Raw genomic sequence first — 22996 nt, 5'->3', positions numbered from 1 at the left:
CGGCTCAAGCGCGGCTTCCGTCCACGGCGAACTTCTCCAGCACGCCGGCCAGGTCACGCGGCACCCGGGCGGACAGCTCGGTGCCCTCCTCGGTGTGGCGCTCCTTGAGCACCTCGCCCTCGCGGTGCACGCGCGCGACCAGCTCGCCCCGCGCGTACGGCACCATCGCGTCGACCACGACCTCCGGCCGCGGCGTCATGGTCGCGATGCGCTCCCGCAGCTCGGCGATGCCCTCACCGGTCTGCGCCGACACGAACACCGCCGTCGGGAACAGGTGGCGCAGGCGGGCCATGCCCAGTTCGCCCACCGCGTCGACCTTGTTCACCACCAGCAGCTCGGTCGGCATCGGGTCGTCCCGCCGCGACGAGATCTCGGTGATCACCTCGCGGACCGCGACGACTTGCTTCTCCGGCATCGCGTCCGAGCCGTCGACCACGTGGACCAGCAGGTCCGCGTCGGCCACCTCCTCCAGCGTCGACCGGAACGCCTCGACCAGCTGGTGCGGCAGGTGCCGCACGAAGCCGACCGTGTCGGTCAACGTGTAGGGCAGGCCCTCGGGCGTCTCGGTGCGCCGCGTGGTCGGGTCGAGGGTCGCGAACAGGGCGTCCTGCACCAGCACCCCCGCGCCGGTCAGCGCGTTGAGCAGGCTGGACTTGCCCGCGTTCGTGTACCCCGCGATGGCCACGTTCGGCACCGAGTTGGCGATCCGGCGGTGCCGCTTGGTCTCCCGGGTGACGCTCATGGCGGCGATCTCGCGGCGCAGCTTCGCGATGCGCGCGCGGATGCGCCTGCGGTCGGTCTCCAGCTTCGTCTCACCGGGACCGCGCAGACCCACGCCGCCGTTGGCACCGCCGGCACGACCACCGGCCTGCCGGGACAGCGACTCACCCCAACCGCGCAGTCGCGGCATGAGGTACTGGAGCTGGGCCATCTCGACCTGCGCCTTGCCCTCACGGGTGGACGCGTGCTGGGCGAAGATGTCCAGGATCAGCGCGGTGCGGTCGACGACCTTGACCTTGAGCTTCTCCTCCAGCTGGCGCAGCTGGCCGGGGGAGAGCTCGCCGTCGCAGATCACCGTGTCCGCGCCCGTCGCGATCACGACGTCGCGCAGCTCGTGGACCTTGCCGGAGCCGATGTAGGTGGCCGGGTCGGGCCGGTCGCGCCGCTGCACGAGGCCTTCCAGCACTTCGGAGCCCGCCGTCTCGGCGAGCAGGGCCAGCTCGGCCAGGGACGCCTCGGAGTCGGCCGCCGTGCCTTCGGTCCACACGCCGACCAGCACGACGCGCTCCAGTCGGAGCTGCCGGTACTCGACCTCGGTGATGTCCTCGAGCTCGGTGGACAATCCCGCTACGCGACGCAGTGCGGCGCGCTCTTCGAGCGCCAGGTCGCCGGTGGACAGCTCGTCCTCGTGGTCGAGCCAGTCGTTGCTGATGTGCGTGTTTTCCGTCATTTGCCCTTCATCGTCCCACGGCACCCCTACCGGGTCCGAGTGGTTAATCGCCCGGGTACATCGCCAGGTAGATCGCCACGCGTTCCCCGTCGGGGTGTGCCGGCTCGGCTGCCAGCTCATCGAACAACGAACGGAGGCGCCGGTTTAGTTCCTCCGGGTCGGCCCGCACCACGAGCCGGACCTGTCGCAGCGCGTCGACGCCCACGTCGGCGACCTCGCCCAGGAACGCCTGGAGGATCGCCTCCTTGGCCGCCAGCGGCCTCTTCCGCCAGTCGAGCTGCCACGACAGGCCGGTCGACAGGTAGGGGATCTCCCGCGCGCCCCGGTTGCCCGAGCGCGCCCCTTGCGGTTCGAGGAAGCCCGTCGCGACGAGTTTGCGCACGTGGTGGAGGGTGGTGGCGGGGTCCTTGCCGAGGCGTTCGGCGATCTCCTTGTTCGTGAGCGGCGTGTCGTACGTGAGCCGGATGATCCGCAGTCGCACGTCCGAGGCGAGGGCGGCGGCCTCGTCGGCGGTGGCGATCCGTCTGGGCACGGGCACAGCATAAGACTCGTCTCCGCTCAGTGATTGACACTTTCCAATCACTCCCGCGAGACTTCAGGGCGTGTCCCTCTGGTCTCATCGCGACTTCCGCCTGCTGTGGGCAGGCGACACCATCAGCCAGTTCGGCTCGACGATCGGCCGGACGGTGTTGCCGCTGCTCGCCGTGGGCGCGCTGGCCGCGACGCCGTTCGAGATGGGCGTGCTGTCGGCCGCCGGCACGGCCGCGTTCCTGCTGATCGGGCTGCCCGCCGGGGTGTGGGTCGACCGGCTGCGCCGCCGCCCGGTGATGCTCGTGGCCGACTTCACGAGGGCGGCCCTGCTCCTGACCGTGCCGGTGGCCTGGTGGCTGGGCGCGCTCACGCTGACGCACCTCGTCGTGGTCGCGCTGCTGGTCGGCGCGGCCACGGTCATGTTCGACATCGCCTACCAGTCGTACCTGCCCGCGCTGGTCGGCCGGGAGCAGCTGGTCGAGGGCAACTCGAAGCTGGAGGCCAGCCGGGCGGTGGCGGAGGTGTCCGGCCCGGCCGTGGCCGGTGGTGTCGCTCAGGTCGTCGGCGCGGCGGTCGGTGTGCTGGCCACCGCGGTCGGCTACCTGGCCTCGGCGTTGTTCCTGCTGCGCATCCGCACGGAGGAACCGCCGCCCCGGCAGCCGGACAAGCCGGGGTTGGCGCACGAGATCGCCGAGGGCTTGAGGTTCGTCTTCGGGCACCGCTCGCTGCGCGCGATCGTCGGCTGCACGGGTACCGCCAACTTCTTCGGCGGCATGGGTGCGGCCGTGCTGGTGCTGTTCCTGGTGCGCGGGCTGGACCTGTCCGAGGGCGTGGTCGGCCTGGTGCTCAGCTCGGCGGGCATCGGCGGCGTGCTGGGCGCGCTGACCGTCAACCGGTGGAACGCCCGGTTCGGCCAGAACACGGTGATCTGGCTGTCCGGCCTGGTCACCTGGCCGTTCGGGATCCTCATCCCGCTCGGCGCGGCGGACTGGCGGATCGCGTTCCTGGTCGTCGGCGAGGCCGCGGTGGCGTACGGGGCGACCGTCTACAACATCGCCCAGGTCAGCTACCGGCAGTCCATCTGCCCGGACCACCTGCTGGGCCGGATGAACGCCAGCATCCGGTTCGTGGTGTGGGGCTCGATGCCGCTGGGCGGGTTGGTCGGCGGCGTGCTCGGCGGCGGCATCGGGGTCACGGGGACGTTGTGGGTGGCGATGACGGGGCAGGCACTGTCGGTGCTGTGGGTGGTCCTGTCACCACTGCGGGCGATGCGGGAGGTGCCGGCGGTCACTACGGTCGACCGGCATGGCTGACACCACCGTGCTCCGCGAAGGTCTCCGGTTCGGCGAGGGGCCGCGCCAGGGGGCCGACGGCAGGCTCTACTACTCGGACTTCTACGGCCACGAGGTCCGCGCGCTCGACCTGGCGACGGGCGACGAGGAGGTCGTCTGCACGGTGCCGGGGCAGCCGTCGGGCCTGGGCTGGCTGCCGGACGGTCGGCTGCTCGTGGTGTCGATGCTGGACCGGAAGGTGCTGCGGCTGGAGGACGGCGGCCTGGTCGAGCACGCCGACCTGAACGGCATCGCCACCTTCCACGCCAACGACATGCTGGTCGACGCCCGCGGTCGCGCGTACGTCGGCAACTTCGGCTTCGACCTGCACGCGGCCATCGCGGCGGGTGGCGAGGCGCCGATGCTGCAGCCGGACTGGGTGCCGCCCGGCACGCCGTTGGCGCTGGTCCAGCCGGACGGCGCGGTCGGCGTCGCGGCCGAGGACCTGAAATTCCCCAACGGGATGGGGCTGCTGCCCGGCCGAGGTGGCGAGCGGGGACGGCTGGTGGTCGCGGAAACCCTCGCCTTCGGCCTGACCAGCTTCGCGGTCGCCGACGACGGCTCGTTGTCGGACCGGCAGGTGTGGGCGTCGCTGCGCGAGCACTTCATCGCGCCGGACGGCATCGCCGTGGACGCCGATGGCGGAGTGTGGGTCGCGCCCGCGCTCCAGCCGTTCGCGTTCCGGGTCGAAGAGGGCGGCGAGATCACCCGGAAGGTGGAAACCAGCCAGCTCTGCTTCGCCGTCGCCATCGTGGAGGACCAGCTCGTCTGCTGCACCGCGCCCACCTCGCCGCCGGAGACGGTGGCCGGGGATCGGCTCGGCAGGCTGGAGGTCTTCGCCCTCTAGGCGGCCCACCCGACGTGGCCGTCCGGCCGGATCAGCGCGGACCGCACGTCCGCCCACGCCGGGCGGTCGCCGGTCAGCGCCACCGGACGACCGTCGAGCGCGCCGCAGGTGAAGTCGAGCAGCACCGGCCGGCCGGGGTGCAGCAGGGTGAACAGGTCGCCGTCGGCGAACTCCAGGTTTGGCGCGCGGGTGCCGGTCAACGGGTGGTCGTCCGGTCCCGCCGGGTACGCGACGGACAGCGCGGACAGCGATTCGGCCAACGTCCGCGAGAACGCCGGCACGTCCGCGATCCGGGCGCTGATCACCTCGCGCAACGCCTGCCCCTCCACCGAGTACGCCGTCATCAGCGCGGTCTGCGCCCGCGTGTTCCGCAGGAGGTCGACGCCGACCGGGTGGCGTTCGGCGTGGTCGGGACCTGCGCGGCCGAGCCCGGCACGCTGCGCTTCGCCGAAGCGTTGGCGGCGGCCTTGGTAGCGGGTGGTGTGCCCCGCCCGGCGTGGACCCTGTGGACCCTCGTCCACCTCACGCTGGGGCTGGTGCAGGAGGAGCAGGCCGCGCCCGGCGTCGCCGGACTGGGTGATTCGCTGGGCGGCTACCCGTCACTGCGGGCCGTGGCGGACGACCTCGAGCCGACCGCGTTCGACCGACGGCTGGACCACGGCGTGGCGCTCGTGCTCCGGTAGTTCTTAGAGCGCGTCCCACCAGGCTTGGTCGAGTTCACCGCGGGCGAGCAGCACGGCCGGGCCGGTGAGCGTCGAGCTCTCCTCCTCGATCACCACGGACACCTGTCCACCGAGGACGTCCACAGTGGCCTTGCCGACCCGCTGACCGGTGCCGTGCAGCCACGACGCCACCGCGGCCACCGTGCCGGTGCCGCACGACCTGGTCTCGCCCACGCCGCGCTCGTGCACGCGCATCCGGAGGGCGCCGTCGCCCAGCACGTTGACGAACTCGACGTTCACGCCGTGCGGGAACTGCGCCGGGTCGTGGCCGGGCGGCAGGTGCAGGTCGAGCTCCGCCACCGGCACGTCCGTCACGCAGCCCAGGTGCGGGTTGCCGACGTCCACCGCGACCCCGCTGAACGTCCGGCCGTCGACCGTGGCGGTGCTCGTGCCGGTGACCAGCACCCGCCCCATGTCCACCGTGACCGTGCCGTCCGAGTGCACGACGACGTGCCGCTCACCGGCCCGCGTGCCGATGGTGAACTCACCGGCGGGCACGAGCTCGGCCTCCACCAGGTACCGGGAGAACACGCGCACCCCGTTGCCGCACATCTCGGCGATCGAGCCGTCCGCGTTGCGGTAGTCCATGAACCACGGGCCGAAGTCGGGCCGCACGACCCGCAGCACGCCGTCCGCGCCCAGACCTCGCTGGCGGTCGCACAGCGCGCGCACCCGTGCCTCGGTCAGGTCCAGCACGCCGTCCGGGTCGGGCAGCACGACGAAGTCGTTCTCGGTGCCGTGGCCCTTCAAAAACTCGACTCCCACAGCGACCAGGCTACGGGGCGACCAGCGCGAGCACGTCCCCGGCCAGGTCCGGTGCCGCCGCGTCGAACCACCTGACCCGCTGGTCGCGGCGGAACCACGACCGCTGCTTGCGGACGAACCGCCGGGTGGCCTGCGCGGTGGTGGCCGCCGCCTCCTCCAGCGTGCACTCGCCGTCGAACGCCGCCAGCACCTGCTGGTAGCCGAGCGCGCGGGACGCCGTGCGGCCGTCGCGCAGCCCACGCTCCGCCAACGCACGGACCTCGTCCACCAGACCGGCCTCGAACATCCGCGCCACCCGCGCGTCCACCCGTTCGTCCAGTGCGGACACCTCGCGGTCCAGCCCGACCACCACCGTGCCGTAACGCGCGGGACCGGGCTTGGGCAGCGTCGCCGAGAACGGCTGCCCGGTCAGCTCGATGACCTCCAGCGCGCGCACCACCCGGCGACCGTTGCTGGGCAGGATCGCCAACGCCGCCGCCGGGTCGAGCTGCGCCAGCCGCCCGTGCAGCGTCTCCGCGCCGAACACCGACAGCTCCTGCTCCAGCTGGGTGCGGATCTTCTCGTCGGTGCCGGGGAACACCAGGTCGTCCAGCACCGCCTGCACGTACAGGCCCGAGCCGCCGACGAGGACCGGCGTGCGCCCCTCGGCCAGCAGCCGCTCCACGACGGCCCGCGCCTCGCGCTGGTAGGCGGCCACGGACGCCGTCTCGGTCACGTCCAGCACGTCGAGCAGGTGGTGCGGCACGCCCTGCCGCTCACCGGCGGTGATCTTGGCGGTGCCGATGTCCATGCCCCGGTAGAGCTGCATCGCGTCCGCGTTGACCACCTCGCCGCCAAGCTCGGCGGCGAGCCGGACGGCCAGGTCGGACTTCCCGGTGGCGGTGGGGCCGACTACGGCGACGGGGGTGCTCACGGGCTCAAGCCTCCCAGACTGCGAAGTGGTAGCCGACGCCGAACGGGGCGAGGAACGACGACCGGGTGCACCGCCACGCGCCCGGCACGCCCGAAGCGACCTGCCAGGCGGCCCGGCCGGAGGCGCCCAGCTCAGCCGCCAACGCCGGGTCCAGCGCGCGCAGGGCCGCCGTGTCCGCCGTGGCCAGGGCCTTGCGCACGTCCTCGTCGAACGGCCCGGCCCGCTCGTCGGTGCGGCCGACGGCCAGCTCACCGTGCCGGTGCGACCCGTCACCCAGCACCAGCACCGCCCGCTCACCACCGAGCCGCCCGCCGAGCGCGACGCACTCGGCGACCGGCAGGTCCGGCGGCACGAGGTGCACCCGCACCCGCCGTGCGCCCACCCGTTCCCGCAGCCACGCCGCGACCAGCACCGGCAGCGGCAGGTCGTCATCCACAGAGGACGCGTCGGTGCAGGGCACTTCCGCGGACAGCGACACCCGGACGTCCACCCCGAAGCCGCGGAACGTGCCCGCGACGTCCTCGACCACCCTCGGCCCGGACGGGTCCACCGCGACCGCCACCCAGTCCGACGAGTGCTCGGCCAGCTCCCCGGCGACGGCCAGGCACACCGAGCGCACCGGTTCGGTGTCCGACGCGGCGCCGGAGACCAGTTCGGGCACCAGCAGGGGAGGGTGCGGCAGGACCGCCAAACGCGGGATCATGGCAGCCAACGCTACTCATCGGCCACCACCGGTACCGATGCGAGCTTTGACCTGTTTGAATGCGCGCGAGGTACTGGGCACTCTGAAGGAGCGTCGCGGTACCCGGGTGCTGGGCCCCGTCGTAGGCGGGGCGCCCGTGGTCGGCACGGGCACCACGAAGTGGGCAGGCGAGGAGGAAGCCGGCGATGACGGAACACGAGACGACACCGGGAACCACTGGCGACAGTGGTGCGGGGGCGGTGGTCGAGGAGACCAGGGTGGAGGCAACGCCGGTAGCAGCTGCGGCGGCGGCACCGCCGGTCCCCGTGGCGTCGGACCACCCTGACCGCTGGGGGCGCGTGGACGCGGACGGCACCGTCTACGTCAAGACGGCGGACGGCGAGCGGGTCGTCGGTTCCTGGCAGGCGGGCGAGCCGGCCGAGGGCCTGGCGCACTTCGCCCGCCGGTTCGACGACATCCGCACCGAGGTCGAGCTGCTGGTGACGCGGCTGTCCTCCGGCGCGGGCGACCCGAAGCACGCGTTGACCAGCGCGAAGCACGTCAAGGAGAGCCTGGCCGACGCGGCGGTGGTCGGTGACCTCGCCGCCCTGGCCGCGCGCGTCGACCACGTGCTGGTCAAGGCCGAGGAGGGCCTGGAGGCCGCGAAGGCCGCCAAGGACGAGGCCCGTGCCGCGGCCGGCGCGCGCAAGCAGGAGCTGGTCGAGGAAGCCGAGGCGTTGGCGAACGAGTCGACGCAGTGGAAGTCCGCCGGCGACCGGCTGCGGCAGATCCTGGACGAGTGGAAGACCATCCGGGGTGTCGACCGCAAGACCGACGAGCAGCTGTGGCGGCGGTTCTCCAAGGCGCGTGACGCGTTCAACCGCAGGCGCGGCTCGCACTTCGCGGACCTCGACCGGCAGCGCACGGTGGCCAAGAACCGCAAGCAGGAGCTGGTCGAAGAGGCCGAGAAGCTCATCGAGTCCGACGACTGGGGTCACACCGCCGGTCGGTACAAGGACCTGATGGTCGAGTGGAAGGCCGCCGGACGGGCGCCCAAGGAGGCCGACGACGCCCTGTGGCAGCGTTTCCGCGCCGCCCAGGACGCGTTCTTCGCCAAGCGCTCCGAGGCGTTCAGCGAGCGTGACGCGGAGTTCGCGTCCAACGCGAAGCTGAAGGAGGAGCTGCTGGCCGAGGCCGAGCGGATCGACCCGGCGCTGGACCTCGAAGCCGCCCGCCAGCAGCTGTACAAGATCCAGGAGCGCTGGGACGCGATCGGCAAGGTCCCGCGCGAGCGCGTCCGCGAACTGGAGGGCAAGCTCCGCACGATCGAGGAGCGGGTCCGCGGCGCGGTCGACGCCCAGTGGCGCAAGTCCGACCCGGAAGCCGAAGCCCGGGTGGCCCAGTTCCGCGAGCGCGTCGAGCAGTTCGAGGCACAGGCCGCGAAGGCGCGCACGGCGGGCGACAAGCGCCGCGCCGAGCAGGCCGAGGCACAGGCCCAGCAGTGGCGCGAATGGCTGGCCGCCGCCGAGCAGGCGGTCTCCAGCCGCTAGTGGGCGACAACAGACCGGGCCCCTTCACCACGAGGTGAGGGGGCCCGGTTCGTCGTCAGTGGGCGTCGACCGCCCGCCCGATCACTGCATGGGCGGCCGGGACGCGGCCAGCCTCAGCCACTTCACCAGCAGCACGACCACCGCCACCACGGCCAGCACCAGCCCGAGACCGGGTCCGGGCCCGGGGTGGTGACCGGTCGTCGTCTGCGTGGTCCAGATCGACAGCACGCCCGTGACGGAGCCCGCGAACGACGCCAGCGCGCAGATCCAGGCCAACGCCCACCGCCGCACGGCCAGCGTCAACGCGGGCAGCAGCACGCCACCGATCACCGCCGCGTACGCGAACACCTTCGGCAGCGAACGCGCCTCGCCGAACAGCACCGTCAACCCGACCGCGCCGTCCACCCAGGGCAGGATCAACGACACCAGGATCGCCAGCGCCGCGATCGCGATGGTCAACGCGCCCGCGCCCGGGTCGATCCGCTTGGCCGCCGACCGGCCCACGTCGTCGATCTCATCGCGCAGCGCGGCCATGTCGTCCGGTTCCTCGCTCATGGAGTCGCGCACCCGCCCACCGCCGCGGGCAGCGGGGCGGGCTTGCCGAACGACGGCAGCCCCAACGTCACGCCCGGCGTCTTGGGCTTGATCCCGGCCTCGGACCGGTCACCCGCCTTGGTCCGCCGGTGGGACAGCAGCGGACCGTCCGCGATCAGGTTGTGCGGCGCCCCGTACGTCACCACCGTCTCCACCACGTCACCCGGCCGCACGCGTGCGTCACCAGGCGTGAAGTGCACCAACCGGCCGTCACGCGCCCGTCCGGTCATCCGCTGGGTCTCGGCGTCCTTGCGACCCTCGCCCGACGCGACCAGCAGCTCGACCCGACGACCGACCTGCTCCCGGTTCAGCTCGTGCGCCACGTCGTTGACCAGCGTCACCAACCGGTCGTACCGCTCCTGGACGACCGCCTTCGGCAACTGGTCGGGCAGCTCGGCCGCCGGCGTGCCGGGCCGCTTCGAGTACTGGAACGTGAACGCCGACGAGAACCGGGCCTGCCGCACCACGTCGAGCGTGGCCTGGAAGTCCTCCTCGGTCTCACCGGGGAAGCCGACGATGATGTCCGTCGTGATGGCCGCGTCCGGCATCGCCGCGCGCACCTCGTCCAGGATGGACAGGTACTTCGCGGTCCGGTACGAGCGGCGCATCTCCTTCAGCACGCGGTCCGAGCCCGACTGCAGCGGCATGTGCAGCTGGTGGCACACGGCGGGCGTCTCGGCCATCGCGGCGATCACGTCGGAGGTGAAGTCCTTCGGGTGCGGCGAGGTGAACCGGACCCGCTCCAAGCCCTCGATGCCGCCGGTCGCGCGCAGCAGCTTGCCGAACGCGAACCGGTCGCCGAACTCGACGCCGTAGGAGTTGACGTTCTGCCCGAGCAGCGTCACCTCCAGCACGCCCTCGTCCACCAGCGCCTGCACCTCGGCCAGCACCTCGCCGGGGCGGCGGTCCTTCTCCTTGCCGCGCAGCGACGGGACGATGCAGAACGTGCACGTGTTGTTGCAGCCGACGGACACCGACACCCAGCCGGAGTACGCCGAGTCGCGGCGGGCGGGCAGCGTCGACGGGAAGGTCTCCAGCGAGTCGAGGATCTCGACCTGGGCCTCGCGGTTGTGCCGGGCGCGTTCCAGCAGCACCGGCAGCGAGCCGATGTTGTGCGTGCCGAAGACCACGTCCACCCAAGGCGCGCGCTTGACGATCTCGCCCTGGTCCTTCTGCGCGAGGCAGCCGCCGACGGCGATCTGCATGTCGGGGTTCGCGGACTTGGCGGGCGCGAGGTGGCCGAGCGTGCCGTAGAGCTTGTTGTCGGCGTTCTCCCGCACGGCGCAGGTGTTGAAGACCACCACGTCCGGCGCGGCGTCGCCCTCGGCGGGTGTGTAGCCCGCGTCCTCCAACATGCCGGCGAGGCGCTCGGAGTCGTGCACGTTCATCTGGCAGCCGAACGTGCGGATCTGGTAACTGCGAGTCACTGCACCTAGTCCTTCCGTCGGGTCCAGCGTAGAGCGTGGACGTGCGACGATGCGCAGGTGTCGGGAACGCTGCTGCGGTTGCACGCGGTCGGGGCCGCCTTGGCCCTGGCCACTCTGTCATTGACCGCGTGCGGCGACGACTTCGACCACGTGAAGCTGACCATGGCGGCCGGGAGCCCCGGCGGTGTCTACCACGCCCTGGGCACGGCCCTGGCCGACGCGTGGACCCGCGACCCGGGCATCCCCCGCCCGCAGGTGGCGAACACGGCGGGCTCGGTGGACAACCTGGACCGGCTGCGGACCAACCAGGCGCAGGTCGGGTTCTCGGCGGCCGACGCGGCGGAGGAGAAGCAGAAGGGCGACTCCGGGCACAAGCTGTACGCGCTGGCCAGGATGCACGACGACTACCTCCAGGTGGTCGTGCGCGACGACCTGCCGGCGACCAGGCTGTCCGACCTGAAGGGCCTGCGGGTGAGCGTGGGCGCCCCCGACTCCGGGGTGCGGCTGATAGCGCGGCGGTTGCTGGAATCGGCGGACATCTCGCCCGAGCGGGACCTGAGAGTGCAGTACCTGGACCTGACGACCAGTGCGGACGCGATGCGCAACGGGGCGCTGGACGCGTTCTTCTGGTCCGGTGGCGTGCCGACGAACGCCGTCACCACGCTGGCCACGACGGTGAAGCTGCGGATGCTCGACCTCGGCGACGTGCTGCCGAAGCTGCGCCAGGCTTACCCGGTGTACGGCTCGGCGACGCTGCCCGCGTCCGCCTACCAGCTGGGTGGCGGCCCGATCGTCACGCTGGTCGTGCGCAACTTCCTGCTGGTCAACGGCACGATGTCGAACGACGTGGCGGAAGCCCTGGTCAAGGGCCTGTTCCAGGCGCAGCCGTCGCTGGTCGCGGCGAGCCCGGTGGCCAGGTCGATAGAGGTCCGCTCGGCGATCGAGACCACCCCGGTGGAACTGCACCCCGGCGCCGCGCGGTACTACCGCGACGCGAAGATCTGAGCCGCCGCGACGTCGAGCCGCTGGTCAGGGCCGGTCAGCGCTGCCCGGCCGGTCACGGCGGTCGGCTTGGCCGTCGCAGTCGCGGCCGGTCACACGGCGGGGAACTCCACGACCACCCGCAGCCCGCCCTCCTCCGGCGACTCCAACCGGACCGACCCCTCCACCCGGTCGACGATCTGCCGCACCAGCGCCAGCCCCAACCCGGACCCCTGCACGTTCTGGTGCGCCGGGCTGCGCCAGAACCGGTCGGTGGCCCGCTCCAGCTCCTCCGGCTCCAGCCCCGGCCCCTCGTCCTGCACCGACAGCCGCACCAGACCGTCGCGCCTGCGGACGTCGACGTGCACCATCGTGCCGTCGGACGTGAACTTCAGCGCGTTGTCCAGCAGGGCGTCCAGCACCGTCTCGACACCGCGCGGCGGCACCAGTGCCCGGCCGCCCGGCTCACCGTCCAGCACCAGGTGGACCCCGCGCGCCGCCGCGGCGGGCTGCCACGCCGTCAGCCGGCCGGCCACCGCCCGGTCCACGTCCACCGGCACGGGATCGACCGACGGCGCACCCGCCCGCGCCATGGACAGCAGCTCGTCCAGGATCCGGTTCAGCCGGTTGGTCTCGTCCAGCGCGGCGGCCTGGTGCGCGACCCCCTCGCCGACCACGTGGTCCTCCAAATTGGACAGACGGAGCTTCAGCGCGGTCAACGGGTTGCGCAGCTGGTGCGAGGCGTCCGCGACGAACGCCCGCTGGGCGGCCAGGACGTCGCTCACGTTCGCCGCCATCTGGTCGAACGACCGGGACAGCTGCCGCAGCTCCGGCGGACCGTCGGACGACCCGACCGGCTGCACCGGCTGCCCGGACACCACCGCCGCCAGCAGCCGCCCGGTCGCGTCGTCCAGCCGCCGCACGGGCCGCAGCGTCCACCGGACCAGCGGCAACGCCACGAACACGCCCACCACCAGCACCAACAGGCTCGACCCGAGCAGCACGGACCACCACAGCACGATCTCGAGCCGGGTCTTCGACGTCGGCGAGAACGTCACCACCGCGCCCCGGACCTCGCCCGCCTCCAGCACCGGCCCGGCCAGCACCAGCTCGGTCGACTCCCACGGCATGACCAGCGCGGGCGCGACCGGCTGGCGACCGGCGAGCGCGCCCCGCACCAGGTCGGCCACCTCGGGCGCCGACACGTCCACGTCGTCCGAGGACGCCGCCACCACCTGCCCGTCCAGGCCCAGCAGCGCCACCCGCACCCCGTACAGCTCGTTGTACCGGCGCAGCTCCGCCTCCAGCACCTCCGGCTGGTCGTCGATGAACGGCCGCTGCGCCACCGACGCGAACCGGTTGGTGTCGGTGAGCCGGTCCAGGAACAGCTCCTGCTGCTCGGTCTGCGCCACACCGCGCCCCAGCGGCACACCCATGCCGACCAGCACGAGCACGACCAGCGTCAACACGATGCCCAGCAGCCGCGACCGCACTCAGCCCCCGCTCAACCGGTACCCGACCCCGCGCACCGTCTCCAACAAAGAAGGACGCCCGAGCTTGGTGCGCAGCGTCGCCACGTGCACGTCCAGGGTCCGGTTGGCCCCCGCCCAGGTGCGTCCCCACACCTCGGCCAGGATGCGCTCCCGGGTGCACACCGCGCCACCCGCCGCCATGACCAGGGACAACACCTGGAACTCCTTGCGCGACAACGCCACGGGTTCACCCGCCACGGTGACCTCGTGCCGGGCCAGGTCCACCCGCACGTCGGCCACCTCGAACACCTCCGTGCCCGTGCCGCCGAGCCCGACCGGGTCGCCGCGCCGCCGCCGCACCGCGTGCACCCGGGCCACCAGTTCACCCACGTCGTAGGGCTTGACCAGGTAGTCGTCCGCGCCGGCGTGCAGGCCGAGGATGCGGTCGTCGATCTCACCGCGGGCCGACACGACGATGATCGCGACGTCACTCGCCGCACGGATGTGGCGGCAGAGCGTGACACCGTCCACATCGGGCAGCCCGAGGTCGAGCAGCACCACGTCGATTCCGGCCAACCGATCGAGCGTCCCCCGTCCGGTGGCCTGACGGTCTACCGTGAATCCACGCCTCGTCAACGCCGGTACCAGCGCTTCTGCCACGCGGTCGTCGTCCTCGACCAACAGCACCCGCACCGTGGAGCCTCCCCGATAAGTGTCGCCACCCTGTGACAGAGTTGAGACCCTAAGTCTTGCTCAACCGCCTGGACTGGTGTGGTGATACGCACCTAGGTTTCCGCCATCGCTCAGAACCCCTACCTGGAGGACTGATGACCGCCGCCACTCCTGCTCCGCCGATGATCCGGATGGCGGGCGTGGACAAGTTCTTCGGACCTCTGCACGTCCTCAAGGACGTGACGTTGGAGGTGCCGAAGGGGCAGGTCGTCGTGGTGCTCGGGCCGTCGGGCTCGGGCAAGTCCACGCTGTGCCGCACGATCAACCGGCTGGAGCCGATCGACTCCGGCGCCATCGAGGTGGACGGCCAGCCGCTGCCCGCCGAGGGCAAGGAGCTGGCCCGGCTGCGTGCGGACGTGGGCATGGTCTTCCAGTCGTTCAACCTGTTCGCCCACAAGAGCATCGTCGACAACGTGATGCTCGCGCCGGTGAAGGTCCGCAAGACGCCGCAGGCCCAGGCCCGCAAGACGGCCATGGAACTGCTGGAGCGGGTCGGCATCGCGAACCAGGCGGAGAAGTACCCCGCCCAGCTGTCGGGCGGGCAGCAGCAGCGCGCGGCGATCGCCCGCGCGCTGGCGATGCGCCCCAAGGTGATGCTGTTCGACGAGCCGACCTCCGCGCTGGACCCCGAAATGGTCCAGGAGGTGCTGGACGTGATGACCACGCTGGCCAAGGAGGGCATGACCATGCTCGTGGTGACCCACGAGATGGGCTTCGCCCGCAAGGCCGCGGACCGCGTGATCTTCATGTCCGACGGCGAGATCGTCGAGGACTCGGTCCCGGAGACGTTCTTCTCCGCGCCCAAGTCGAACCGCGCGAAGGACTTCCTTGGCAAGATCCTGACCCACTGAAGTCCCACGACCGCGGCGCTGAGCCTGGCGCCGCTCTACCGAACAAGAGCAGGAGAAGGACGATGAGGGTTCGCACCCTTGCGGTGGCGCTGCTGGCCGGCGGCCTCGCCCTGACCGCATGCGGCAAGGAGGGCACCCCGGGCGACCCGGGGACCGGCCCTTCCCAGCAGGTCGCTGCCGACGTCAAGGTCGACGGCTCGCCGACGTTCGAGAAGATGACGAAGCGCGGCAAGGTCGTCATCGGCGTCAAGGAAGACCAGCCCGGTCTGGGCTACAAGGACCCGACGACGAACAAGTACACCGGGTTCGACATCGAGATCGCGAAGCTCGTCGCGGCCAAGCTCGGCTTCGACGAGGCCAAGGTCGAGTTCAAGTCGATCCCGTCGGCCGGCCGCGAGCAGGCGCTGATCAACGGCGACGTCGACTACTACGTCGGCACGTACACGATCAACGACAAGCGCAAGCAGCAGGTCGGGTTCGCCGGCCCGTACTTCACCGCGGGTCAGGACCTGCTGGTGAAGAAGGAAGACAGCTCGATCACCGGCCCGGACTCGCTCATGGGCAAGAAGGTCTGCTCGGTGACCGGCTCCACGCCGATCCAGTACGTCAAGACCAAGGCCTTGACCGAGCCGGGCAACATCGTCGAGCTCCAGACGTACTCGCAGTGCGTGACGCAGCTGATCGAGGGCGCCATCGACGCCGTCACCACCGACGACGCGATCCTGAAGGGCTACGCGGCCCAGACGCCGGACAAGATGAAGGTCGTCGGCAAGCCGTTCTCGAACGAGCCGTACGGCATCGGCCTGGCGAAGGACGACAAGGCCCTGCGCGACAAGGTCAACGACATCCTGGACGCGGCCATCAAGGGCGGCGACTGGCAGGCCGTCTACGACGCGACCCTGGGCAAGTCGGGCTCCACGGCCGACAAGCCGGTGCTCGACCGCTACTGATCACCTGGACAGCGCGGCCGGTCGCCCCTACCGGCGGCCGGCCGCTCCACCACCAACCACCTAGCCGAGGAAGCCGATGGACGTCCTGCTCGACAACCTGGACCTGTACGGGCCCGGGTTCCTCAGCACCATTTGGCTGTTCCTGATCTCGGCGGCGGCGTCGCTGGTGCTGGGGGTGGTCCTGGCGATGCTCCGGGTCGCGCCCGTGCCCGTGATGCGCTCCATCGGCTCCTCGTACGTGACGCTTCTTCGCAACACGCCGCTCACGCTGGTGTTCTTCTTCTTCGCGTTCGCGTTCCCGCTGTTGGAGATCGTGACGCCGGCGACGTTCGGCTCCGCGTCCGGCTACTACTTCTTCGCGGCCCTGTGCGCGCTGATCCTGTACACCTCGGCGTTCGTGTGCGAGGTCGTGCGGTCCGGCATCAACACCGTGCCCGTCGGCCAGGCCGAGGCGTCCCGCGCCCTGGGGCTGACGTTCGGCCAGATGCTCGCCTCCGTGGTGCTGCCGCAGGCCACCCGCGCGGTCGTGCCGCCGATGATGAGCACGATGATCGCGCTGCTGAAGAACAGCACCATCGCGGCCGGGTTCTCCGTGTTCCAGGCCGGCTCGATCAGCCTGTACCTGTCCGAGCGGGGGGAGAACCAGATGATCGGCCTGCTGTGGGTCGCGCTGTTCTTCATCCTGCTCGTGATCCCCATGTCCCTGCTGCAGCGCAGCCTTGAGAAGCGGTGGAGCATCGCCCGATGAGCTCGGTCCTGTTCGACGTCCCCGGGCCGCGGGCCCGGCTGCGACACCGTCTCTACGCGCTCCTGACCATCGTCGTGCTGGTCGGCGCGATCGGCTTCGTGGTGTACCGGTTCACCGTGACCGGCCAGTTCGAGCCCGTGAAGTGGTCCTGGCTCGAGTACAAGCAGATCCAGCTGTCCATGGTGGACGCGCTGCTCAACACGCTGAAGGCGTTCGCGGCCGGCGCGGTGCTCGCCATGGCGTTCGGCGCGATCTTCGCCGCCGGCCAGCTGTCCGACCACAAGATCATCCGCGTGCCGTCGATGGTGGTCGTCGAGCTGTTCCGCGCGGTGCCGCTGGTCGTGATGATCTTCTTCTTCCACTACGGCGTGTCGCCCGGTCCACCGTTCTACTCGGTCGTGCTCGGCCTGACGCTCTACAACGGGTCGGTGCTGGCGGAGGTGTTCCGCGCGGGCGTGCGGTCGCTGCCGCGCGGCCAGAGCGAGGCGGCCTACGCGGTGGGCATGCGCAAGACCCAGGTGATGTCCAACGTGCTGCTGCCGCAGGCGGTCCGGGCGATGCTCCCCGCGATCATCAGCCAGCTGGTCGTGCTGCTCAAGGACTCCGCGCTCGGCTTCCTCATCACGTACGACGAGTTGCTGGAGTTCGCGCGCGACATCGGCAGCAGCTTCCAGTTCGACCGGCCGCTGGTGCCCGTCACGATCGTGGTGGGCGCGATGTACATCGCGATGTGCCTGCTGCTGACTTGGCTGGCCACGTACCTGGAGAAGCGCAGCCGGCGGAACAAGAAGGTGCTGAAGCTGGAGAAGAAGCCGGCCGAGGACGTCGTCGCCGCGGCGGTCTGAGGTGGCACTGGGGGCCGCCTCGGGTGCGCTGTTCCTCGACGCCCGGGGTCGTGTCCTGGTGGTCGAGCCGACGTACAAGGACCACTGGGAGATCCCCGGCGGTGCGGTGGAACCGGGCGAGACGCCACGCGAGGCGTGCGCCCGGGAGGTGCGGGAGGAGCTGGGCCTGGCCGTCGAGCCGGGCCCGCTGCTCGTGGTGGACTGGGCGCCGTGGGACGGCCGCGACCTGGTGCGGTTCATCTTCGACGGCGGTTCGCTCGGTGACGCCACGATCCGGCTGCCGGCGGCCGAGCTGCGCGGGTACGAGTACGTCGATCCGGCCGCGGTGCCGGACCGGCTGATACCGCGGCTCGCCAGGCGGGTGTCCGCCGCGCTCGAGGCGCGTGAGCGCGGCGTGACCCTCTACCTCGAGAACGGGGTGCTAGTAGCGCAGTAGCGCGCCGACGCCCTCGCGCAGGCCGGCGACGTCGGCGACGACCACCCGGGCGCCGGTCGCGGCGGCGGCGGTGCCCAGTGCTTCGTCGGCGCGGTGCTCACCCACGTGCTCGACACCCAGCGTGCGCAAATCGTTCTCGCGCAGCGCCACCTGCGCGGGGTCGTCGCCGGACCACACGGTGCGGTCGCCCAGGACCGGGTCGGACACCACGAGCGCGGACACCTTCGCCTCGCGCAGCGCCGCCACCACGGGCTCCAGGCCTTGCACGGCGAGCCCGTCCGGGCGTCCCGCCTGCGCGGTGAACTCCTCGACCACGTCGTTGTCCAGGTCGAACTGGTACTGGGCCACGAGCGACTGCACGGCGTGGTCGAAGGCGGTGTCGTCCGCGCCCTCGGCGAGGGTCGCGTGCTCGACCTCGACCAGCACGTCCCGGCACCGCACGCTCAGCTCCGACCGCACGTCCGCCCTGGCCCGGACCTCGCCGCCCAGGACCAGCAGCCGGGCGTTCACGGCGGTGACCATCCGGTCGACCTCCTCGGCGATCTGCGCGGCGTTCCGCCTGGTCGCCTCCTCGACGCCCTTCTGGATCCGGCGGTGCGAGTAGCCGCCACCCCCGACCTTGTGCAGCGGGTGCTCGTCACCGTGCACCTCGGCCGTGGTCCGCTCGCCCTGCCCGTCGTACCCGTGCAGGTCCGCGCCGGCCCGGTCGACCAGCGCGACGACGTGCGGCACGTCCGGCTCCATCCAGGTGGCCAGCGGCAGCACGTGCGGCAGGTCGGACCAGCGCACCGTCTCGGTGGCGGGCGGGCGGGGCAGCACCCGGTCCAGCAGCAGCCTCCCGTGCGCGGCGATCATCGCCCGGCCGGACTTGCCGACGACCGGCGCCAGCGCCGCCGCCTCCACCGCGTCCAGCGTCGCCTCGTCCGCACCCTGCCGGGCCAGTTCCGCGCGGGCCGCGCGCCACCGCAGTTCCATGGCCTTGGCCGCGTCCTCGGTGTCGTGCGAGGCGTCCAGGTAGACCGACGCGAACGGGCCGGGTTGCCTGACCAGCTCTCCCAGCGAAGACATGTCCATTGGCCTCGGCTACCCGCTCGCGCGCCGCGTAACCTCGGGGGCATGGTGGACGAACCGGGTGCGATCACCAAGGTGCAGCAGAACGCGGTCGACCACCTGCTGAAGGTGGGCATCAACGGGTTCGGGCCGTTCAAGGGCGCCGAGCGGATGGCCGTGGAGGCGCTGGAGAAGGGGCTGACGCCGGAGGAGGCGATCAAGCACCTGATCCGGACGCACGTGGCGGCGGCGGGCGTGCAGGGCTTCGCCACGAACGTCGGCGGCCTGATCACGCTGCCGATCAGCCTGCCCGCCAACCTGACCGCCGCGTACCTGGTGCAGACGCACCTGATCGCGTCGATCGCCGCCGTGTACGGGCACGACCTGGAGAGCGACGAGGTGCGCACGGCGATCCTGCTGTGCCTGCTCGGCAACGCGGGGACGGAGCTGCTGAAGAAGGCGGGCATCAAGGTGGGCGCCAGGTTCACCATGAACCTCATCGAGCGGATCCCCGCCCAGCTCATCCGTGAGATCAACAAGCGCGTCGGGTTCACGCTGCTGGCGAAGTACGGCGCGGGCAAGGCGACCGTCACCCTGGCCAAGGGCGTGCCGCTGGTGGGTGGCGTGATCGGCGGTGCGTTCGACGCCGTGACGACGCGCGCCGTGGGCGCCTTCGCCTCCCGCTTCTTCACCGAGCGCGAGGTGCTGCCGCCGGCGGTTGTGGACGGCATCGTCATCGACGGCGAGGTGCGGGAGATCCGGGAGTGATTGGTCCAGTCGAACCTGGCTGGAACGAGCTCGTGCGGTGGACCAATCGGGCTCGCGAATAATCGGTTGGTGTTCCGGCGGCAAGCGCGCTAACGTCATGACCATGTTCTTCCAGATCTACCTCTGAGGACTTCTTCCTCCAGCGCCGCGCAGGCCTCGGGCCGCGCCGCGCCCTTCTCCTGGTGGCCTTAGCGGCTCTTCACGCGACCCCGTCGAACGCGGGGCCGTAGCCTTCTGCACGCCTCGACCTTCCGAGGAGGCGAACGCATGCCCACCATGCGCAACGAACCACCACACGACGGTCAGCCGACCAACCGTGCCGCCCGGCGCGGCGCCCGCTCGTCCGGCGCGGTCCACTCGCGCTACGGCGGGGGACGGGCTGTCGTCAACCCGCGCCAGTACTCCATGCGGCGTCGCTGACCAGCGACTTCGCCACACCTCAGGAGGCACACATGACCGACAACGACGTTCCGCAGGGCGAGCCCGAGTCGGCGCAGCAGGAGCCCGAGCAGGAGTCGCAGGAAGAGCCTGCCGCCCCGCTGAACCGGGCCGCCCGCCGCGGTCACGCCGCGAAGAACGGCAACGTGAACAAGGTCCCCGGCCGGCCGCACCAGAACACGTTCGTGGGACGGCGCGTCTTCCGGCGCACCAGCGGCGGCTGACGGACCCCGTCGGCACGACACCGCTCGACTAGTCTCCGGTGCGCTATGAGCGCACACCTGGTGAGCCCGGAGCTGGTCGGGCGGTCGGCCGAGATCGGGCACCTCGCGGGCGCGTTGGCCAACGCGCCCGCGACGGTGCTCGTCGGTGGTGAGGCGGGGGTCGGGAAGTCCCGGCTGGTCAACGACTTCACCGCCGGACTGGACGCCGCGGTGCTGCTCGGCGGCTGCGTCGAGCTGGACGGCCTGCCGTTCGCGCCGTTCGTCGCGGCGCTGCGCGGCGTTCCGGTGACGGACCGGGAGAGCGCCGACCTCGCACCCCTGCTGCCCTCGTTCGAAGGACGAGCAGCGGGCGACGACGCGCGTCCGCGGCTGTTCGAAGGTGTGCTGTCGCTGCTGGCCCGGCTCTCCGAGCACCGACCGGTCGTGCTCGTGGTCGAGGACGCGCACTGGCTGGACCGCTCCAGCCGCGACCTGCTCGACTTCCTGGTGCGCAACCAGCGCGCGGTGCCGCGGTCGTTGGTGGTGGTCACCTACCGGTCCGACGAACTGGGTGGCCCGGTGCGGCCGTTGCTGGCCGAGTTGACCCGGGTGCCGTGGGTGCGCCGGATCGAGCTGCCCCGATTGTCCGCCCGTGACGTGCGCGCCCAACTGCGCGGAATCCTCGGCGCCGAACCGGATCCGGTCACCGCGCGCGACGTTTTCCGCCGCAGCGAGGGCAATCCGCTGTTCGTCGAGGCGCTGGTGGACGGCGAGGTGGAGCTGTCGCTGGAGGAGCTGCTGCTCAGCCGGGTGGAACGGCTCGACCCGGACGCCGTCTCCCTCGTGCGTGCCGCGGCCGTCGGCGGCAGGCGGGTGTCCCACGACCTGCTCGCCGAGGTCCACGACGTGAGCCCGGTCCGGTCCATTGTGGACGCGGGCATCCTGGTCGTCGACGGCGACGGCTACGCGTTCCGCCACGCCCTGATCCGCGACGCGGTCCACCGGCGCCTGCTCCCCGGTGAACGGGTGGAGCTGCACGCCCGCTACGCCGCCGCGCTGCCCCGGTCGGCGGCGGCCGAGCTGGCACACCACCGGTACGCCGCGGGTGACGTCCCGGGCGCGGTGTCCGCCGCGTGGGAAGCCGCCGGCGCGGCACGCCGGGCGTTGGCCTACGCCGAGCAGCTGGCGATGCTGGAACGGGTGCTGTCCTTGTGGGACAACGCTTCCCACCTCGAAGTCGACCGGCGCACCGTGCTGGAAGCCGCCGGTGAGGCGGCGAGCCGCGCCGGGGAGCACGAACGCGGCGAGGAGCTGACCACCGAGCTGCTGGCGGTCGTGGACCCGGACGCCGAGTGCGTCCGGTACGCGGCGGTGCTGGAGCAACGCGGTCGGCTGCGCGCGCAGCTGGGCCGACAGGGGGCGCTGGAGGACCACCGCGAGGCGGTGCGGCTCGCGCCGGTCGGGCACCCGATCCGCGGCTACCTGCTCAACTCGCTGGCCGCCCGGCTGATGCAGATCCCGCGCCCGGACGAGGCTCGCGAGGTCGCCCAAGAGGCTCTGGGCGCCTCCCACCACGCCGGTGACGACCCGTCCGAGGCCGCCGCGCTGATCACGTTGGCCGTCCTGGACGCACGGCTGGGCGACCTGGACGCGCAGTTGCCCCGGCTCCGCCGCGCCAGGGCCATCGCCGAGAACGTCGCCGCGCACCGCGTCCGGCTGCGCGCGTTGCACTGCGAAGCGTCGCTGTCCGAGGCCTACGGACGGTTGGCGGAGGCCGAGGAGCTGGCGCGGCAGGGCATCCGGACGGCCCGGGAACTCGGCCTGGCGCGGTCCGCGGGCGCGTCGCACGCCGTCGACCTGGCCCGGACGCTGATCGCCGCCGGCCGGTGGGACGAGGCGCTGGAGTGCGTGGACCACGCCCTCGACCACGCGCCGCCCGCCGTCTACCGCGCGCACCTGCTGTGCCTGGCGGGGTTCGTCGACGTGCGCCGCGGCGACGTGGATCGCGCCGAGTGGGCGTTGGCGCGGGCGCGTGAGCTGGCGGACGTGCCGTTCGCCCAGGACCCGTTGCAGCTGCCCCGGCTGGAGGCGGAGGTGCGGCTGGCGCAGGGTCGGGTGGACGAGGCGGCGGCCGTGGTGCGTGCCGCGTTGGACGTGCCGAACGCGCTGGTGGCGTCCCGGTTCGCGTGGCCTCTGGTGGCTTTGGGCGTCCAGGCGGGGGTGGCGGTGCCGGACATGCCGGTGGCCGGACCGGTCCAGGCCGCGTGGGCGTTGACGTCCCGGCGCGAGTGGCCGGGAGCGGTCGCCGCGTGGGAGGCGTTGGGACAGCCGTTGTGGCACGCCGAGGCGTTGTTCGGCCTGGCTTCCGCGACCCGCGACGCCGCCGCGATGCGCAAGGCGGCCGAGCTGGCGGACGGGCTGGGCGCGATGCCGTTGCGGGACCGGATCGCCGACCTGGCACGGCGGGCACGGGTGACGCTCACCGGTGCCGGCCCGGCGGAACGGGCGCGGTTCGGGCTGACCGCCCGGGAGGTGGAGATCCTGCGGCTGGTCACGGACGGGCTGGCCAACCGGGAGATCGCCGAGCGGCTGTTCATCTCGGCGAAGACCGCGAGCGTGCACGTGTCGAACATCCTGGGCAAGCTCGGCGTGGCCAACCGGGTCGAGGCGGCGGCGACGGCGCACCGGCTGAGGCTGTTCGAATAGGGCC

The 22996-nt window shown here is 71.9% G+C and carries 25 protein-coding genes; 14 read left to right on the top strand and 11 right to left on the bottom strand.

All coding sequences use genetic code 11. From position 1 onward, the window contains the following. Positions 1–4: 4 nt before the first annotated feature. Both hflX and OQ02_RS05455 read right to left on the bottom strand, forming a co-directional pair. Positions 5–1450 (bottom strand): GTPase HflX, encoded by a 1446-nt coding sequence (gene hflX / locus OQ02_RS05460; protein ID WP_033437154.1) that lies wholly within the window; start codon positions 1448–1450, stop codon positions 5–7. 43 nt (positions 1451–1493) lie between these two features. Then, on the bottom strand, positions 1494–1988 hold the full coding sequence (locus OQ02_RS05455) for an ArsR/SmtB family transcription factor (protein WP_033437153.1): 495 nt from the start codon (positions 1986–1988) through the stop codon (positions 1494–1496). A gap of 64 nt (positions 1989–2052) precedes the next feature. On the opposite strand from OQ02_RS05455, the gene OQ02_RS05450 reads away from it, so the two are divergent. Both OQ02_RS05450 and OQ02_RS05445 read left to right on the top strand, forming a co-directional pair. Beyond that, on the top strand, positions 2053–3294 hold the full coding sequence (locus tag OQ02_RS05450) for an MFS transporter (RefSeq protein ID WP_033437152.1): 1242 nt from the start codon (positions 2053–2055) through the stop codon (positions 3292–3294). Beyond that, complete coding sequence (locus tag OQ02_RS05445; protein ID WP_033437151.1) at positions 3287–4159, top strand: SMP-30/gluconolactonase/LRE family protein; 873 nt, start codon at positions 3287–3289, stop codon at positions 4157–4159. The genes OQ02_RS05450 and OQ02_RS05445 overlap by 8 nt, the downstream gene beginning before the upstream one ends. Here the strand turns inward: OQ02_RS05445 and OQ02_RS05440 are convergent. Next, positions 4156–4503, bottom strand: a complete 348-nt coding sequence (locus OQ02_RS05440) for an aromatic-ring hydroxylase C-terminal domain-containing protein (protein WP_051771873.1) — start codon at positions 4501–4503, stop codon at positions 4156–4158. The two genes, OQ02_RS05445 and OQ02_RS05440, sit on opposite strands and share 4 nt — an antisense overlap. A gap of 48 nt (positions 4504–4551) precedes the next feature. On the opposite strand from OQ02_RS05440, the gene OQ02_RS05435 reads away from it, so the two are divergent. Then, a complete protein-coding gene (locus OQ02_RS05435; RefSeq protein WP_051771870.1) occupies positions 4552–4842 on the top strand; it encodes a hypothetical protein in 291 nt (96 codons plus the stop codon). A gap of 3 nt (positions 4843–4845) precedes the next feature. On the opposite strand, the gene dapF is transcribed toward OQ02_RS05435, so the two are convergent. Genes dapF through OQ02_RS05420 form a run of 3 tightly spaced genes read right to left on the bottom strand, consistent with a single transcriptional unit; the run spans position 4846 to position 7262 of the window. Continuing rightward, entirely contained in the window at positions 4846–5646 is an 801-nt protein-coding gene (gene dapF / locus OQ02_RS05430; protein WP_033437149.1) for a diaminopimelate epimerase, read from the bottom strand. Between the two features lie 10 nt (positions 5647–5656). Next, entirely contained in the window at positions 5657–6559 is a 903-nt protein-coding gene (miaA, locus tag OQ02_RS05425) for a tRNA (adenosine(37)-N6)-dimethylallyltransferase MiaA (RefSeq protein WP_033437148.1), read from the bottom strand. A 4-nt stretch (positions 6560–6563) separates the two neighbouring features. Continuing rightward, positions 6564–7262, bottom strand: coding sequence for an aromatic ring-opening dioxygenase LigB (locus OQ02_RS05420; protein ID WP_033437147.1), 699 nt, complete (start codon positions 7260–7262; stop codon positions 6564–6566). 185 nt (positions 7263–7447) lie between these two features. Between OQ02_RS05420 and OQ02_RS05415 the strand changes: the two genes are divergently transcribed. Further along, positions 7448–8791, top strand: a complete 1344-nt coding sequence (locus OQ02_RS05415; protein ID WP_033437146.1) for a DUF349 domain-containing protein — start codon at positions 7448–7450, stop codon at positions 8789–8791. A gap of 81 nt (positions 8792–8872) precedes the next feature. On the opposite strand, the gene OQ02_RS05410 is transcribed toward OQ02_RS05415, so the two are convergent. Together OQ02_RS05410 and miaB are read right to left on the bottom strand one after the other, a co-directional pair. Beyond that, complete coding sequence (locus OQ02_RS05410) at positions 8873–9346, bottom strand: Rv2732c family membrane protein (protein WP_033437413.1); 474 nt, start codon at positions 9344–9346, stop codon at positions 8873–8875. Further along, positions 9343–10812, bottom strand: coding sequence for a tRNA (N6-isopentenyl adenosine(37)-C2)-methylthiotransferase MiaB (gene miaB / locus OQ02_RS05405; RefSeq protein ID WP_081915414.1), 1470 nt, complete (start codon positions 10810–10812; stop codon positions 9343–9345). The genes OQ02_RS05410 and miaB overlap by 4 nt, the downstream gene beginning before the upstream one ends. Positions 10813–10869: 57 nt before the next feature. Here miaB and OQ02_RS05400 point away from each other — a divergent pair, with 57 nt between their 5' ends. Further along, entirely contained in the window at positions 10870–11817 is a 948-nt protein-coding gene (locus OQ02_RS05400) for a TAXI family TRAP transporter solute-binding subunit (RefSeq protein WP_063747012.1), read from the top strand. A gap of 89 nt (positions 11818–11906) precedes the next feature. On the opposite strand, the gene OQ02_RS05395 is transcribed toward OQ02_RS05400, so the two are convergent. Both OQ02_RS05395 and OQ02_RS05390 read right to left on the bottom strand, forming a co-directional pair. Then, a complete protein-coding gene (locus tag OQ02_RS05395; protein ID WP_033437145.1) occupies positions 11907–13286 on the bottom strand; it encodes a sensor histidine kinase in 1380 nt (459 codons plus the stop codon). Beyond that, positions 13287–13958 (bottom strand): response regulator transcription factor, encoded by a 672-nt coding sequence (locus OQ02_RS05390; RefSeq protein ID WP_033437144.1) that lies wholly within the window; start codon positions 13956–13958, stop codon positions 13287–13289. Positions 13959–14119: 161 nt separating this feature from the next. Between OQ02_RS05390 and OQ02_RS05385 the strand changes: the two genes are divergently transcribed. The 5 genes from OQ02_RS05385 (at position 14120) to OQ02_RS05365 (ending at position 17827) form a co-directional block, all read left to right on the top strand. Next, the gene (locus OQ02_RS05385) at positions 14120–14848 is read left to right on the top strand and encodes an amino acid ABC transporter ATP-binding protein (protein WP_197043231.1); all 729 of its coding nucleotides are present in this window, start codon (positions 14120–14122) and stop codon (positions 14846–14848) included. A 62-nt stretch (positions 14849–14910) separates the two neighbouring features. After that, positions 14911–15798 carry a glutamate ABC transporter substrate-binding protein gene (locus OQ02_RS05380; RefSeq protein WP_033437142.1) on the top strand — a complete coding sequence of 296 codons (888 nt, stop codon included), beginning with the start codon at positions 14911–14913 and terminating at the stop codon, positions 15796–15798. A 76-nt stretch (positions 15799–15874) separates the two neighbouring features. Next, positions 15875–16546 carry an amino acid ABC transporter permease gene (locus OQ02_RS05375; protein ID WP_033437141.1) on the top strand — a complete coding sequence of 224 codons (672 nt, stop codon included), beginning with the start codon at positions 15875–15877 and terminating at the stop codon, positions 16544–16546. Further along, on the top strand, positions 16543–17391 hold the full coding sequence (locus OQ02_RS05370; RefSeq protein WP_033437140.1) for an amino acid ABC transporter permease: 849 nt from the start codon (positions 16543–16545) through the stop codon (positions 17389–17391). Before OQ02_RS05375 ends, OQ02_RS05370 begins: the two co-directional genes overlap by 4 nt. A 1-nt stretch (position 17392) precedes the next feature. Next, positions 17393–17827, top strand: a complete 435-nt coding sequence (locus OQ02_RS05365) for an NUDIX domain-containing protein (RefSeq protein WP_033437139.1) — start codon at positions 17393–17395, stop codon at positions 17825–17827. On the opposite strand, the gene OQ02_RS05360 is transcribed toward OQ02_RS05365, so the two are convergent. Further along, positions 17813–18895: an Rv2629 family ribosome hibernation factor gene (locus tag OQ02_RS05360; RefSeq protein WP_156076893.1), complete on the bottom strand. Its 1083-nt coding sequence runs from the start codon at positions 18893–18895 to the stop codon at positions 17813–17815. The genes OQ02_RS05365 and OQ02_RS05360 overlap by 15 nt on opposite strands. Before the next feature lie 48 nt (positions 18896–18943). Between OQ02_RS05360 and OQ02_RS05355 the strand changes: the two genes are divergently transcribed. The 4 genes from OQ02_RS05355 (at position 18944) to OQ02_RS05345 (ending at position 22992) form a co-directional block, all read left to right on the top strand. Further along, positions 18944–19645 carry an EcsC family protein gene (locus tag OQ02_RS05355; RefSeq protein WP_033437137.1) on the top strand — a complete coding sequence of 234 codons (702 nt, stop codon included), beginning with the start codon at positions 18944–18946 and terminating at the stop codon, positions 19643–19645. A 267-nt stretch (positions 19646–19912) separates the two neighbouring features. Beyond that, the gene (locus tag OQ02_RS43600; protein ID WP_156076892.1) at positions 19913–20065 is read left to right on the top strand and encodes a hypothetical protein; all 153 of its coding nucleotides are present in this window, start codon (positions 19913–19915) and stop codon (positions 20063–20065) included. A 32-nt stretch (positions 20066–20097) separates the two neighbouring features. Then, the gene (locus OQ02_RS05350) at positions 20098–20307 is read left to right on the top strand and encodes a hypothetical protein (RefSeq protein WP_033437136.1); all 210 of its coding nucleotides are present in this window, start codon (positions 20098–20100) and stop codon (positions 20305–20307) included. A gap of 45 nt (positions 20308–20352) precedes the next feature. Next, entirely contained in the window at positions 20353–22992 is a 2640-nt protein-coding gene (locus OQ02_RS05345) for an ATP-binding protein (RefSeq protein WP_033437135.1), read from the top strand. The last annotated feature ends 4 nt before the right edge of the window (positions 22993–22996 follow it).

Source organism: Saccharothrix sp. NRRL B-16314 (assembly GCF_000716595.1).
In the GTDB taxonomy this organism is placed as follows: Bacteria; Actinomycetota; Actinomycetes; order Mycobacteriales; family Pseudonocardiaceae; genus Actinosynnema.
The sequence above is the reverse complement of the archived record's forward strand: the minus strand, read 5'-3'. Positions and strand labels throughout refer to the sequence as shown.